Here is a 14,172-nt window from a genome sequence, read left to right as displayed (position 1 = left end):
GAAACCGCGCTGCAGGTCGCGACATAGCGCTTGTCGGCGATGTTGCGGCCGTTGATCGAGAAGGTCATGCCCTCCAGTGCGTCCGACGCCTTGCCTAGGTCATAGCGAATGAACAGGTCGAACAGCGCATAGTCGGGAATGCGGAGCGAATTGGCGGTGTCGCCATAGCTCTTGCCGGTATAGCGCACGCCGCCACCGAAACCGAGGCCGGCGAGCGAACCACCTTCGATCGTCTGGTTGAGGAACAGCGACGCCATCCATTCGGGCACCTGCGGCAGTTCATTGCCGACCTGACCCGCCGTATTGGACTTGGTAACCTTGCTGTCCATGCGGGTCGCGGTGGCGATCACCGCCATGCCCCAGGGCAGGGTCGCCTTGCTCTCGAATTCCAGACCACGCACCCGCCCCTCGCCAGTCTGTACCAGACAGGTCGAGGTGCCGCACAGCGTACCAGCCGGATCGGGCGTGGTCATATTCTGCTGGGTGATCTGATAGGCGCCCAGCGTCACGTAGATATTGTCGCCATGCTGGTAACGGATGCCCGCTTCATATTGCTGGCCGGTCGTCGGCTTGAACGGCTCACCGGTGAGGCTGGTGCTCGGGTCGCTGACCTGCGGCTGGAAGCTTTCGGAATAGCTGGCATAGGGCGCCAAACCATTGTCGAACATGTAGACGGCGCCGGCCCGCCAGGTGAAGGCGTCGCTCTTGGTGATGTAGCGATTACCGGTGATGGGGTTGTAGGTATTATCCTTTGCCCAGTCCTGCCGGCCGCCCACCGTTACCCGCAGCTTGCCCAGCTTGATCTGGTCCTGCAGATAGACGCCCGCCTGCTTGCTGACGGTTTCGGTATAGATTTGCGGCGTCATGTTGCTGGCATAGCCGGCCGAGCCGCGCGACACCGGATCGAAGATGTCGAGGATCGGCAGCACCAGCGACGAGTTCACCAGATCGCGATAATGCTCCCATTCGGTGTGGAAATAGTCGAAGCCGCCAAGCAGCGTGTGCTCCACCGGACCGGTGGTGAACTTGGCCTCCAACTGGGTGTCGGTGGCCAGGCCGTCGCTCTCGCCCTTGCCCTGCACCGCGCGCCGGCTGATCGTCTGGCCGGGAATGCAGCCCGCGATGCTCGACGGGCAGGCCGTCAGCGTGTTCCCCGACAGCACGACGACGCGATAGAGCGTGTCGAGATGGGTATAGCGGCTGTTGTTGCGGATCGTGATCGCGTCGTTGAACTTATGCTCGAAGAAGGAGCCGATCAGATACTGGTTGCGGTCGAACCTGTTCCAGTCCGGCTCGCCCAGATTGTCGTCATTGGCGATATATTTGCCGTTGCTGGGGTAGAGCGCGCCCAGCGCCGGCAGGAACTGGAAGGTCGAACCGCCCTTATCCTGCTGATACTGGCCCAGGATCGTCCAGGTCGTGGCATCGTCCGGCTTCCAGGTCAGGCTGGGCGAGATATAACGGCGGCCGATCGACACATCGTCGACCTGGGTATCGCCGTAGCGTGACAGGCCGACGATCCGGCCCGACAGGGTCGAGGTGATCGGCCCGCTGACATCGGCCGCCGCCTGATAATTCCAGTTGTTGAGGTCGGTCGTGCCGATCGCCTGCAGCATGACATTGGCCTGGAATTCGTCGGTCGGTCGCTTGGTGACGATATTGACCAGGCCGCCCGGCGCGGTCTGGCCGTAAAGCGCGCCCGAAGGCCCCTTGAGCACTTCGATCTGTTCCAGCGCATAGGAATCGAAGCCCGGCCGCGTCCATTGTCCACCCGAAGGCAGGCGCAGACCGTCGACGAAATTATTGTTGGACGAAAAGCCGCCCGCACCAAAGCCACGCACGGACACTTCGTCGACGCGGCTGTCCACGCCCCAGCTTTCCGACTGCACGCCCGCCGTATAGGCCAGCGCATCAGCGATCGTGGGCGAAGCGCGCAGGTTGATCTCCTCGCGGCTGATGATCGAGATCGACTGGGGCGACTCGATGATCGGCGTGGCGCTCTTGGTCGTCGAAATGGCCGACGACTGACCGGTCGCGGTGACGATGATGATGTCGTCGCGGTTCGCCTCCGCGGGCGCCGCCTGGGCATGGGCGATGGTGGAGGTACCCGCCAGAATGACGGCGGTGGCGATGGAAATTCTGCGCATGACTGTCCCCTAAATTTGGGGTTCAGCTAATGCGAATTGGTCGCGTTAGCAACCTTGGAGATATTTCAGCTTTTTTGCCGGATGTTGCAGAATGCCCGGTTCATTTCAAATTCGAACCATTTAAGACCCTCGTTGGTGATTTTGCCGCTCTTAGGTGCGGCTCGTCCGCTTTCCCGTTCTTGATGCCAAGGTTTGGCCAAATCTGAATTCCAGAACTGGTCATAGGTCCGACGCGAAGCCGCTAGCAACAACGCTTCGCAATGCAAGCTTCTGGGCGCGATAACATTCTTCCGATCATTTGATCGCCGTCTCCAGCTGGCGAAGAAGCCGGTGAGGATCAAACGGTTTGGGCAGGAAGGTAGCGCGCACAGGCAGTTCGTCTTCGCGCAGCGGAACATGACCCGAGGCGATGTAGAGGATAGTCGGAGGGAAGCGGTTGCGGATATAGTGCGCCAGCTTCAACCCATTTATCGAGCCGGGCATTTGCACATCGGTCAGAACCACCCGGATTTTCCTGCGCCCCTCGAGGATTGTGATCGCTTGGTCGGCATCTTCTGCATCAAACACGCGCCAGCCGGCGGCTTCGAAAAAGTCAACGAGATCGAAGCGAAGCAGTGGCTCGTCATCGACGATGAGGATCGTTTTTGTGCCGATCGGATGGCTCTGGCCCACGCTTCAGTTCCCGGTGTTGATCGCGGCGTTCTCCAACCGCGCATGGAGTTGGAAAATCAAACCCTCCGGCTGATAGTCGGTTTCGCTCCGGCCACCGAAATAGGTGCGCAGCGACCGTTCGATCAGCATCGATCCGAAACCCTTGCGCTCCGGCGGCGTGACGGGCGGCCCGCCTTTCTCTTCCCAGATGAGTTCGAAGCCGTCGTCCTCTACGCTGCGGGCGATCGTCCAGCGAAGGCTGACCGTGCCGCCCGGGACCGACAGCGCGCCATATTTGACGGCATTGGTCGCGAGCTCGTGCAGCGCCAGTGCGAACGCCACCGCGATTTCCGGCCTTAGCGTCAGGGAAGGGCCATCGATTAGGATCGTCTCGCCGACCCGGCCGTGCGGCGCGAGCGCCTGCTCGGCTAGTGTATGCAGGGCCGCCGATCGCCACGAGGCTTGCGTCAGCACATCGGTCGCCGCCGCCAGCGCCACCAGCCGGGCGGACAGATCGCGGCTTGCGGTCTCGATGTCGGTAGCATTGCGCAGGGTCTGCTGGGCGACCGACTGGACTACGGCGAGGACATTCTTGAGACGGTGAGCAAGGATATCGCGATGACACGTCTGATCAAAAACCCGGATGAGATAGGCCGCATCAATCTGGAAGCGTGGGCAGATCGCAAGAGTGTTCAGTCGTCGTTGGAAACGGTAATCCGGATGCTGACCGAGTGCGGTGTCGTCGACCGATCCCGGATCGGGATCACAGGCCTCAGTGACGGCGCAGCGACCGTCTTCTATGCTTAGGTCAACAGCAAGCTATTTGCTGCTGCCGCCATCAGCAGTTGCTGCGAGACACCGAGCAGCGTCGCTACCGTAACCGGGCCGGTGTTCGGGCGGCATCTTGCAGAGATCGGGTTTCCCACCCTGAAGGCACCCAATGCCGACTTCTGGCGCCCCTATGCTCTATCGGTGAATGCGGCTCGGATCGACACGCCAATCCTGATGCAACTCGCCGACAGCGAATATCTATATGCGCTCGAGACGATCCATGCGCTTGAGGGGGAAGGAAAGCCTGTGGAGGCCTATATTTTCCCCGATGAGCGGCACATCAAATGGCAGCCTGCGCACCGGCTTGCCATTTATGAGCGCAATCTCGCATGGTTCGAGCGGTGGCTGATGCCGCATTGAAGATTGGGTAGGCACACTTTCCTTCCTCTTTCATTGGCGGCAAAGGAGGGGAATGCGATTTGCCTTTCTCCTTGCTCTTCCCCTCATGCTGGCCACGCCGGCGCAGGCCTGGGGGCCCATCGGTCATCGGATTACGGGGGCCATTGCCGACCAGAATCTGAGCGGGTTGGCGCGGGCCAATGTCCGTTTGCTATTGGGGAACGAGGATCTCGCCGAGGCGGCAACCTGGCCTGATGACATGAAGTCGGATCCGTCCGACTTCTGGCAGAAGTCAGCGAGCCCCTGGCATTATGTGACTGTGAAGCAGGGCGAGGCCTATGCTGCGTCGGATGCGCCGCCTGAGGGCGATGCGATGATGGCGTTGTCCCGGTTCAGCGCTGTTCTTCGCGATCCCAGGGCATCGATCGAGGACAAGAGACTGGCGCTGCGGTTCGTCGTTCACATCATTGGTGACCTGCATCAGCCGCTTCACGCGGGCGATGGCGACGATCGGGGCGGCAATGATGTTAAGCTGACCTGGTTCGGTCGTAGCTCCAACCTGCATTCGGTCTGGGATTCAGGCATCATCGAGCAGCGTTCTTTATCCTATTCGGAATATGCCGCCTGGTTGTCCCGGTCGATTACGCCAGAGCAGGTGATCGCGTGGAATGACGTCAATGCGGGCGACTGGGTTGCCGAGAGCATTGCGTTGCGCAAGACGATCTATCCGAAGGAAACGGCCTTGTCCTGGGACTATGCCTATCAATTTCGACCGGCGCTTGAGGACCGGCTGAAGCGTGGCGGTGTCCGGATCGCCGCCTATCTCAACTGGCTGTTCGAGGCCGGCGCTATCCCCGCCGCATCCAGCCGGCGGAAATGACATGGGCAGGGGGACGCGTCACGAACTGGTCGGCGTGCTTCTCGACGATGAATCGTTCCTGATCCTGCGCGTTCCTGACGGTGGGCAATGGCGCCTGGATCTGTCTGGTCGCTATCGGCATCTGGTTGTGCAGGGGTGATTGGCTTGCGAAGTGAATTCGACATGCTCGACGTTGAACGGATCATGCCAGCATGATGAGCGAGGATGAAGTTTTGCTGGGCGCCGCCATCATGCTCATCAAGTGGCATCAGGCGCGCGCGCCCGTCATGGTCGCCGAGCGAATAGGAGATCTGGCTGTCGAAGGCGACCTGGCGGGGGTGGCGGTTTGGCAGGCGATAGCCAGACATATGGATGCGATCATGCGGGCTGGCAGCCTTCATTAGACCCTGTTCGCCATATTCGAGTTTTCTCCGAACGGCGCGATAATATTGCATTTCATTCGGGATTTCTTAATTTTTGAGCATATTTGGCACTCGCACCGTATTTTTTTAGCCGAGTGGCAAATTTTGGACTTTGGATTAATATAGCCGCAAATTTTTCCAATTTTCAGATTTTTGATAAAAATTGTTTTATCAAAGCTGGTATGATAAATATCGTGATCGGAAAATTTTAGGAGTTTATCATCCCGGATCGTAACGCAATCGTGACGTTCAAAGGCAAGAAGGCTGGCGTTCTCAGTGAACTGGGGGCCGATAGTCGCTTTGTCTATGATAATGGGTGGGAGACGGAAATTGCCTGCGCCCTTCCGATCGGAACGCGCGAGCATTTCTGGCGTGGCGGCCTGATACCTTTTTTCGAGCATCTGGGGCCCGAGGGTTGGTTGCGCGGGCGTCAGGCTCGTGCTGGCGGCACGCCAGATCAGGATGATTTCGGCCTGCTGCTGAATTACGGCGCGGACTGTATCGGCGCCGTGGGCATCGTGCCCGAGGATGGCGTGCATGTGCAGCCGCTCGTCGACACAGATCCGGTTGATGAAGCGGCGACTGCGCCGGGACGCACCCTTTCGGGCGTCCAGAAAAAATGGCTGGTCTACCGGGGCGAGCAGGGGTTCCAGCCGGCCGCCAGGTTGAACGAGCCTGCCACGCATATTGCAAAATTCAATCGTCCTGATGAGCCGACGCTTGTCCAGAATGAGGATCTGTCGCTGCGCCTGGCGCGGGAGATTTTGGGGCCTGATGAGATCACCCGCGCGGCGACCGGGGTGGTACAAGGGACTGAGGGGATTGCGCTGATCGTCGAGCGCTTCGATCGTATCGGCGACGAGCGGCTTCGGCTTGAGGATTTCGCGCAGATACTCGAGCGACCGCGTGGTCGTGAGTTCGACGGCAAATATCATTCCAGCTATGAGGAGGCGGCCAGCGTGGTTACCCGCTTCTCGTCGCGCGCGCTCATCGATGTCGCGCGTTTCTACAGGCTGGTGGTCTTCAACCTTGTCATCGGCAATGCCGATGCGCATCTGAAGAATTTCTCCTTGCTGGAGCAGGAGAGGGGGCTGCGTCTCAGCCCGGCCTATGACCTGCTCAACACGCTCGTTTATCCGCAATATGATCGCCAGACAGCGCTGGCGATCGACGGCGAGAAGCGGCAGTTCGATCAGATCGATCGCGCCATGATCACGGCACTCGGTCTTTCGATCGGCCTGCCGGCGCGTGCGGTGGAGACCGCGCTGGATACACTCAGAAAGCGGTTTGCAGGGCCCGCTGCGCTCGATTTTCCACCCACGCTCGGGCCGGATGATTTTCGCGCGCGCTATCGCGAGGTGGTCCTGGCCAACGCCAGAAGGATATTGGGATGAGCGATTGGCCTATAGACTGGCGCGGGGTGGTCGGCGAGGCTGTCCGCCGGCGCAAGCGCGAAGGATTGTCACAGCGCGCACTTGCCGATCTGGCCGGCGTCAGCGCACCGACGGTCAATGCGTTCGAGCGGGGCGACATCAATCTGCGGCTTGCGGGCGTGGTCGCGATCCTCGAGACGCTTGGCCTGTTTGTCCATGCCGGCTCGACCGATGCGCAGGAGCGGTTCATCTATGCTGCCCGGCTGCGCTGGGAAGAGCTGGTCGCGCCGCTCACCTCCGAGGATTCAGGCCGGCAGGCGCTGGGCCATAGCGAGCAGGCCTATGCGCTCGAGGGCGTCACGCCGCCATCGACAGTCGCCCGGCTTAGGGAGATTCTGGCCGATATTCCCAAAAGCTCGGGCTGGTCCCCTTTCTGGGTGCCGACGCGCGAGGGGCTGCGGCCTTATGTCGAGGATGGGATGCTCGAATGCTGGCTAGGCCGGCCGGAAACCGAGCGCATGTTCAACGATCCGGCGCATAGCGACTTCTGGCGTGTGTCGCGCGAAGGGATGGCCTATCTTCATCGGGGCTATAGCGAGGATGGACCGAGCAATCTCGAGCCAGGCACGATCTTCGACATCAGTCTGCCGATCTGGCGGACGGCGGAGCTGTTGCTCCATGCGATCAGCCTTGCGAGGGCGCTCGACGGTGGCGGCGATACGCGCATAAAATTCCGGGCGCGCTATTCGGGGCTTGAGGGCCGGGAACTGGTGAGCTGGTCCAAGCCGCGCAACAGGCCGACGTTCGAGCGGCTTCATCGCGCCCGCTCATCGCACGTCGATCTGGCGATCGACGTTGCCTTGCGCGATGCCGAGCAGGGCTTGGATGCCCTGGTCCATCAGCTTCTGATCCCGCTCTATGAGCGTTTTGACGGATATGTCCTGTCTTCCGATCTGGTCAGCTCCGAAATTGCTGAATTGCGCCGCCAGGCCGGTCTTACGGCGACGTATAGCTGAGCGCCATTTCGCCGGCCTGTCGACTGGATGAATGGGCTGCGTGGCAAGTGCGCTGTGCTGCAGATGAGCGAATGTGGACGATGATCTGCGGTGCTCGGGGGCGGCATTCGGGGGATTAGGGATTTCCCTTTCTGTCCGCCGGCAATCAATTCGTGCAAGATTAGATTGTATCGAGTCTTTCAATGAAGTTAGGGGATCTCGAATTTTCGCATCCTGCAAAATTAGGCTTCGATAATTCGGAGAATTGTTAGCTTGTTTGACGTGAATGGCGCTAGCGGATTTGCTATGATGGATTGAATTTGTTTCTGGAACGAATGTTTATGAAGAATATCTCTGAAGATGCTCTTGTTCCATTCTGTCTCGGCAATCTTCCTGCCGATCTGCGCTATGCCATCCTCGCGTCGGATGCTGATCGGCTGGAGGCTGTCCGCTCGCTCCTTACCGAGCATCTCCTGGAAGCTTCGTTGCTTGATCCCGGTATCGTGCGCGAGGGCCGCGAGGTTTCAGCGCGGTTCGCAACCGATCTGGCGTCTCGGGTCGGCCGGGTCAGTGAAGATGGCAAGACGGTCAAGCTTTACACATTCGGCTTCAAGGATGCGGGCAAGGCGACGGCTCTGCAATTGCTTGGCCTAGGCCTTGCGCTGTTCCTTGCGCCTCCGACGCCTGCCCAGGGAGTCCAAGCCCTGGCCATCATTAAGTCGCTCTGGGAGAAATTGCTCGTTCTCAAGCGGCCCGAGCATGGCGATGCCATCGACATGATGGAGGCCATCGGCAGGCTGCGGGCCGTAAATCTGTCGGAGGGTAACGAGGCAATGCCCGCGACGGCGGAGCTGCTTGCCAATGTGGACATGTCGGAGGCCCAGGGCAATGCGGCCCTTAAATGGCTGGAGAGCAAGAAACTCATCGAGGTGACGGCGTGGGGCGGGCAGGCCGGCGATGTCGCGCATGCGCAGACCAGTTGGCGGATATGCCTCTAGGCCCTGTCACCTTTTCAGCCGTTGAGGGGCAGGAATTCGGATCGTTCCATTATCATCTGGGCCTTGTTCATCACAGTTTCGGAGAGGAGGAAGCGGGGCTCGTCCGCACCTTGATGAACGGTGAGCCGGCCCGGCAGGCTGCTCTCGAGCCGACGCCAGAGAATGTGGCTGCAGCCTTCAGGGTGGCCAGCCTGTTTCACGAGACGCGCCATTTGATCGACGGTTTCGGGACGCTGGCAGGCATCTCCCTATTCGGCAAGGCGATGGAGCTGCTACGCGAGCTATGCCATTGGGCGTCCGTCTTCGGTGCGGCAGGCGTTGGCTGGCAATTGCCGTTACGCGATTGGGTCATGTCGAAGGACTGCCCACAGGAAATGCGGGATTTTGTTCGCCGCCTGCGGGCCTTCCATCAGGCCGAACCGCATTTCCTGGCGCTCTTCGAGCCATTCGCGATCGAGGGCCATAACGAGCAGATGCTCATTGAAGTGGCAGGGCCGGACGGCCGTACCCTCAAGGCCTTTCCGATACGCATGACTCGCGCCTATTCCAACGCGCCGGAAAATGTCACGCTGATCTCCGTTCTATGCCCGCTTGGCTATGAGGCGCTGGTCGAGGGAAGTGCGCATGCCATTTGCCGCAACCTTGTGGCGCACCTGTTTCCAAAGGACATTGCCGACGAACTGGTGCTCGCTGTGCGGTTCAAGGTGCTGTCAGACGATGACGTGGGCGAGGAGGATTCCCTCCTCAGTTCGACGCCGCCCTATATGATCACCGACCTCATGATTTCCCGCTTTCTGCGCTCGCGTGGCGTAAACCAGTTTCCGCGCGACACCGTGCTTGGGATGACAGATCTGGTCCTGAGCCAATGCTGGATCGAGACCGTGGAATTGGGCAAAGGCCTCACGGGAGTGAAATTTGATGATTTTGGCGACGCGCTGCTGAAGAATCTCGAACATCAATCCGTGTCGGCATTGGCGCAGGGCCGTGTCGAGACTCCCGAAAGGGTTGATGCGGGCTATCGGATTCTTCTTCAGAGTCTGGAGCAGGGTGGCGACTGGGACAGCGTTGAGGACGATCTCTCGCCGCTCAGCTCGGTCATGATCTGGGAGTCCTATTGCGCCCAGAACCTGACTGTTCCCCTGCTGCGCAAGCGGGGCGAGACCGGCCACGCCGCATTCCAGACCAACGACGGATTTTTCGAACTGCTGCCGATCATTCAGGATGCGGCCATCCGCGCCCATGAGGGGCAGCTTCAAAGCGCTTTGCCCAAACGCGTCACGCAGGCCTGGGCGCATGTGGTGATGCTGAGCGCCCTCGCGCGCCAGATGGCAACCGACAAGGACGAACTCATCTGTCCGCGCAGGTTCGGCTCTATACCGGGGATCGCGTCCGTCAACTTCGCGCAGCAGGGGCATTGCGATATTCACGGAAAATTCGGGTGTGGTGAGTTTCGGCCAGGCGTGGACGTCTATGAGCCGCCATGCCTGTTCGAGCATGGCTTACGCTTCCTGCGCTTGAGCCGGCACTGACCCCGGCTGCTGGACGTCGCACTGTCCCGGACAACGAGCTGTTGCGGGAAATGGCGTTCCGCCTGCTGACGGGGACGTCTAGAACAAGCCGGGATTGATTTCGGCCGCATATCTTTGCTCCGGGCCCCGGCTCGGTGGTTCTTACATGGCGATCCGGCAGTCGGGGAAGCGGTGTTCCTGAAAGGCAAGAACCGTCTCGAAGTCGCCGCGCAGCCATATTTCATATTCGTCCGGCTCGAGGAGGACGGGCAGGCGGGCAACGCAATCGCGGCTGACGAGTTGATGTGGAGTAAATGGATTTCAGGAGCCCCGCCGATGTCGACCGCGCCAGTCCGCTACGATCCCTCCGTGGAGACCCGCGACCCGGAGGAGGCGGAGACGGTCGCGCGGATTAACGAGGCCTTCGACGTCATATTGGAGCGCACCGCGGAGGACTATGGTCACGCCGTCCGATCGGTCCACGCGAAGTCGCACGGAATCCTCGAGGGCGAGCTCCTCATTGACGAGGACCTGCCGCCCGAACTCGCTCAAGGCGCGTTCGCCAAGGCGGGCCGGCACCGGACGTATTTCCGGATGTCGACGAACGCGGGCGACGTGCTGCCCGACGCGATAAGCCTGCCGCGAGGCGTCGCGCTCAAGGTGCTCGACATCGAGGGCGAGCGGCTGCCGGGTTCAGAGGGCACCGCGCAGGACTTTGTCATGGTCAACGGGCCGGTCTTCCAGGCGAAGACCGCGAAGGACTTCCTCGGTAGTCTCAAGCTGCTCGCGAAGACGACCGATCGGATGGAGGGGACCAAGAAGGTGATCTCTGCCGGTCTTCGCGGCGTGCGTGCAGCGTTCGAGCTGGTCGGTGCGGAAGCCCCGGCAGCCGTTAACGCCCTGGGCGGCGCGCCGAACAGCGAGCCGCTTGGTGATACCTACTACTCCGTGACACCGTTCCGTTACGGCGAATACATCGCCAAGTTCAGCCTTGCGCCGATGTCGTCCGCGCAGCAGGCGCTGGCTGGCGAGACAATCGATGTCGATGGCCGGGAGGATGCGATCCGGGAGGAAGTGCAGAAGGAGACGCGTGGCCTCGACGCGGTATGGGAGTTCCGGGTGCAGCTGTGCCGCGATCTCGAGAAGCAGCCGGTCGAGGACCCGACCGTGGAATGGGATGAAGCGGAAGCGCCTTTCCAGCGGGTCGGCGTCCTGCGGATGCCCGCGCAGGATAGCTGGGACGCCGCACTGGTTCAGAGGGTCAATGAGGAGATGCGGTTCAGTCCGTGGACCGGAATTGTGGCGCATCAGCCGCTCGGCAACGTAAACCGCGCTAGGCGTGACCCATACCGCCACTCGGCGGACTTCCGTGCGCGCGTGAACGGGTGCCCATATCACGAGCCGTCCGCCCCTACCGTCACCCAGACGGCCTGACGAGCAGGGCGGGAATGGCGAAGGCGCGCAAGGGCACCGTCCACTACGCCGGCTCGGCGGGAGGGTGGGGCTCGGTAAGCGGCATGCGTCAGGTGGCTTTGCGCGAAAGGCCGCTCGCGGGCGCCCTTGATACGCTTGTCCATCAGAACAAGCCGGAAGGCTACATGTGCGGATCCTGCGCGTGGGGTAAGCCAGCGAGCACGCATGCGTTCGAATTCTGCGAGAACGGCGCGAAGGCGACGCTGTGGGATCTGACCCGCGACCGCTGTACGCCCGCGTTCTTCGCCGATCACACGCTGACAGAGTTGCGGACCTGGGCGGACTACGACCTGGAGATGCAGGGTCGGCTGACCGCTCCGCTGCGATACGACGCGGCTGGCGATCGCTACGTCGAGTGCACGTGGGAGGAAGCGTTCAAGGGCATCGCGAAGGCACTCAAGCCGCTTCAGCCCAAGTCGGTCGTCTTCTACGCCTCCGGCAAGGCATCGCTCGAGACGAGCTACCTCTACGCTCTGCTGGCCCGGCGGTTCGGCTGCAACAATCTGCCCGACAGTTCGAACATGTGTCATGAGACCACGTCGGTCGCGATGAAGAAAGTGATCGGCTCGCCGGTCGGCACCTGCAAGCTCGAAGACTTCGAACATTGCGACGCGATCCTGTATTTCGGCCAGAACCCGGGCACGAACAGCCCTCGATTCCTGCATCCTTTGCAGGACGCGGTACGGCGGGGCTGCAAGATCATCGTCTTCAACCCGGTGAAAGAGGTCGGGCTGATGCGGTTCGTCGATCCGCAGAACCCTGTCCAGATGGTCACGCAGAAGCCGACGGAATTCGCCCACATGTATCTACAGGTGCGACCCGGCGGCGACATCGCGGCGGTCATGGGGCTGGTGAAGCATGTCATAGCGCTCGATCGCGCAGCCCAGGGGGCAGGGCAGGCGGGTGTGATCGACCAGGCGTTTCTCGACCAGCATACGCGCGGGTGGAAGGCATTCAGGAAGCGCGCGATCGGCACTAGCTGGGAAGAGATCGAGCGCCATTCCGGACTGAAGCGCGCGGATCTCGAAGCGGCGGCGGAGGTATATGCCAAGGCCGAGCGGACGATCGCGGTCTACGGCATGGGGGTCACACAGCACGTTCACGGTGCCCAGACGATCGGAATGATCGTCAACCTGATGCTGATGCGCGGCAACATCGGCAGGGAGGGTGCGGGCATGTGTCCCGTCCGCGGCCATTCCAACGTGCAGGGCCAGCGCACCGTCGGTATTTCCGAAAAGCCCGAACTCGTCCCGCTCGACAGGCTCGCCGAACAGTTCGGTTTCGCACCGCCGCGAGAGACCGGTATGACGACGGTAGACGTATGCGAAGGCATTATCGATGGCTCCGTGAGGGCGTTTGTGGGGCTGGGCGGGAACTTCGTGCGAGCGGTGCCGGACCGCGACCTGATCGAACCGGCATGGAGCGGTCAGGACCTGACCGTCTACATCGCAACGAAGCTGAACCGCAGCCATCTGCTTCCCGGCAAGGCATCCTACCTGCTGCCCTGCATCGCTCGGCCGGAAGAAGATCGGCAGGCGTCAGGAGCGCAGGCCGTGACAGTCGAAGACAGCTTCAGCCACATCCATGGTTCGATCGGAAGGCGGAAACCGGCCAGCGTGGCGCTCAGGTCCGAACTCGCCATCGTGTGCGGCATCGCTGACGCGATGGGCTATTCAAGCTCCAAGCTGCGCTGGCAGGACTGGACCGCCGACTATGCGATGGTGCGCGACGTGATCGCCGAAACCTACCCAGAGGAGTTTCGCGAATTCAATGCGCGAATGTGGACGCCCGGCGGCTTCTACAAAGGAAACAAGGCGCGCGAGCGGATCTGGCTGACCGAAAGCGGTAAGGCCGAGTTCACCGACCCCGACACACTGTCAGCGCTAGGCGTGGGCGACGCGGGCGGCCGCTTTCACCTCATCACTATGCGATCCAACGACCAGTTCAACACGACGATCTACGGCATGGAGGACCGGCTTCGCGGCATCAGCGGCACGCGCATGGTGCTCCTGATCAATCCCGACGACATGAAACGCGCCAAGCTGACCGAGGGCCAGATCGTAAGCTTGGTGGGCGACGCTGGTGATGATCGCGCAAGGTCGGTGGCGGGGCTGAGGGTTACGCCATTCGACCTCCCCAACGGGTGCGTGGGGGGTTATTATCCGGAACTCAATCCGCTGGTGCCGCTGTGGTATCATGACGAGGACTCCAAGACCCCGGCCTCCAAGGGCGTGCCGGTCCGTATCCATACTGCGCCCGCCTGATGGCTGTCATGGGTTCCGGCCGTCTCGCATGCCGATGATGATAACCCATGCGGCGGTCGGTCGGAATGGCCCCTAGACTTCGTCGGCTGGCTGACGGCGAAGCATCAACGATCTTGCGATAGTGTTGGCCAATGTCGCGACCGCCGACTGGACACTATGCGCCCCATTCAAGCCGTTCGATCAAGATGAAAGCATATCTGCGAGTTTCGACCGTCTCTGGGACACCGCGTAATTGATGTAGGCGCACTCCTACATGGTACAAAATCGCATGAACGCTTCGATTAAGGAGGGTGACCATGTCGATCTATGCAG

Annotated in this window: 13 protein-coding genes and 1 pseudogene; 11 read left to right on the top strand and 3 right to left on the bottom strand. The window is 61.0% G+C overall.

The window, feature by feature from the left end; translation table 11 throughout:
• The 3 genes from JQK15_RS25715 to JQK15_RS25705 all read right to left on the bottom strand — a co-directional run.
• A partial coding sequence (locus tag JQK15_RS25715) for a TonB-dependent siderophore receptor (RefSeq protein WP_214869342.1) occupies positions 1–2,147 on the bottom strand: 2,147 nt, incomplete at its 3' end.
• Positions 2,148–2,441: 294 nt separating this feature from the next.
• A complete protein-coding gene (locus tag JQK15_RS25710; protein ID WP_214869340.1) occupies positions 2,442–2,819 on the bottom strand; it encodes a response regulator in 378 nt (125 codons plus the stop codon).
• Between the two features lie 3 nt (positions 2,820–2,822).
• Positions 2,823–3,350: a sensor histidine kinase gene (locus JQK15_RS25705; protein WP_251008060.1), complete on the bottom strand. Its 528-nt coding sequence runs from the start codon at positions 3,348–3,350 to the stop codon at positions 2,823–2,825.
• On the opposite strand from JQK15_RS25705, the gene JQK15_RS27125 reads away from it, so the two are divergent.
• From JQK15_RS27125 to JQK15_RS25655, 11 genes and pseudogenes are all read left to right on the top strand, one after another.
• On the top strand, positions 3,261–3,605 hold the full coding sequence (locus JQK15_RS27125) for a hypothetical protein (RefSeq protein WP_251008058.1): 345 nt from the start codon (positions 3,261–3,263) through the stop codon (positions 3,603–3,605). The genes JQK15_RS25705 and JQK15_RS27125 overlap by 90 nt on opposite strands.
• 21 nt (positions 3,606–3,626) lie before the next feature.
• A pseudogene (locus JQK15_RS27120) lies at positions 3,627–3,989 on the top strand (prolyl oligopeptidase family serine peptidase); the annotation flags it as partial.
• A gap of 52 nt (positions 3,990–4,041) precedes the next feature.
• Entirely contained in the window at positions 4,042–4,848 is an 807-nt protein-coding gene (locus JQK15_RS25695) for a S1/P1 nuclease (RefSeq protein WP_214869337.1), read from the top strand.
• A 1-nt stretch (position 4,849) separates the two neighbouring features.
• Positions 4,850–4,987 (top strand): DUF5818 domain-containing protein, encoded by a 138-nt coding sequence (locus JQK15_RS25690; RefSeq protein WP_251008056.1) that lies wholly within the window; start codon positions 4,850–4,852, stop codon positions 4,985–4,987.
• A gap of 52 nt (positions 4,988–5,039) precedes the next feature.
• Positions 5,040–5,231: a DUF6961 family protein gene (locus tag JQK15_RS25685; RefSeq protein WP_353047274.1), complete on the top strand. Its 192-nt coding sequence runs from the start codon at positions 5,040–5,042 to the stop codon at positions 5,229–5,231.
• Between the two features lie 260 nt (positions 5,232–5,491).
• Complete coding sequence (locus JQK15_RS25680; protein WP_214869329.1) at positions 5,492–6,643, top strand: type II toxin-antitoxin system HipA family toxin; 1,152 nt, start codon at positions 5,492–5,494, stop codon at positions 6,641–6,643.
• Complete coding sequence (locus JQK15_RS25675; RefSeq protein WP_214869327.1) at positions 6,640–7,638, top strand: helix-turn-helix domain-containing protein; 999 nt, start codon at positions 6,640–6,642, stop codon at positions 7,636–7,638. The genes JQK15_RS25680 and JQK15_RS25675 overlap by 4 nt, the downstream gene beginning before the upstream one ends.
• A gap of 320 nt (positions 7,639–7,958) precedes the next feature.
• Positions 7,959–8,615 (top strand): hypothetical protein, encoded by a 657-nt coding sequence (locus JQK15_RS25670; protein ID WP_214869325.1) that lies wholly within the window; start codon positions 7,959–7,961, stop codon positions 8,613–8,615.
• On the top strand, positions 8,597–10,144 hold the full coding sequence (locus JQK15_RS25665) for a hypothetical protein (RefSeq protein ID WP_214869323.1): 1,548 nt from the start codon (positions 8,597–8,599) through the stop codon (positions 10,142–10,144). The genes JQK15_RS25670 and JQK15_RS25665 overlap by 19 nt, the downstream gene beginning before the upstream one ends.
• 315 nt (positions 10,145–10,459) lie before the next feature.
• The gene (locus JQK15_RS25660) at positions 10,460–11,557 is read left to right on the top strand and encodes a catalase family protein (protein WP_214869344.1); all 1,098 of its coding nucleotides are present in this window, start codon (positions 10,460–10,462) and stop codon (positions 11,555–11,557) included.
• Positions 11,558–11,571: 14 nt separating this feature from the next.
• The gene (locus tag JQK15_RS25655; protein WP_214869321.1) at positions 11,572–13,860 is read left to right on the top strand and encodes an FdhF/YdeP family oxidoreductase; all 2,289 of its coding nucleotides are present in this window, start codon (positions 11,572–11,574) and stop codon (positions 13,858–13,860) included.
• The last annotated feature ends 312 nt before the right edge of the window (positions 13,861–14,172 follow it).

The sequence above is a fragment of the Sphingobium sp. BHU LFT2 genome, from assembly GCF_018604485.1.
GTDB classification, from domain to species: domain Bacteria; phylum Pseudomonadota; class Alphaproteobacteria; order Sphingomonadales; family Sphingomonadaceae; genus Sphingobium; species Sphingobium yanoikuyae_A.
Note: the sequence above shows the minus strand (reverse complement) of the source record. Positions and strands in the feature narration are given on the sequence as shown.

What these genes read in the sequence shown, in the direction of transcription:
- JQK15_RS25690 (WP_251008056.1), top strand. Translation starts at nt 4,850, where the DNA reads ATGGGCAGGGGGACGCGTCACGAACTGGTCGGCGTGCTTCTCGACGAT.
- JQK15_RS25660 (WP_214869344.1), top strand. Translation starts at nt 10,460, where the DNA reads ATGTCGACCGCGCCAGTCCGCTACGATCCCTCCGTGGAGACCCGCGAC.
- JQK15_RS25685 (WP_353047274.1), top strand. Translation starts at nt 5,040, where the DNA reads ATGATGAGCGAGGATGAAGTTTTGCTGGGCGCCGCCATCATGCTCATC.
- JQK15_RS25675 (WP_214869327.1), top strand. Translation starts at nt 6,640, where the DNA reads ATGAGCGATTGGCCTATAGACTGGCGCGGGGTGGTCGGCGAGGCTGTC.
- JQK15_RS25655 (WP_214869321.1), top strand. Translation starts at nt 11,572, where the DNA reads ATGGCGAAGGCGCGCAAGGGCACCGTCCACTACGCCGGCTCGGCGGGA.
- JQK15_RS25695 (WP_214869337.1), top strand. Translation starts at nt 4,042, where the DNA reads ATGCGATTTGCCTTTCTCCTTGCTCTTCCCCTCATGCTGGCCACGCCG.
- JQK15_RS25670 (WP_214869325.1), top strand. Translation starts at nt 7,959, where the DNA reads ATGAAGAATATCTCTGAAGATGCTCTTGTTCCATTCTGTCTCGGCAAT.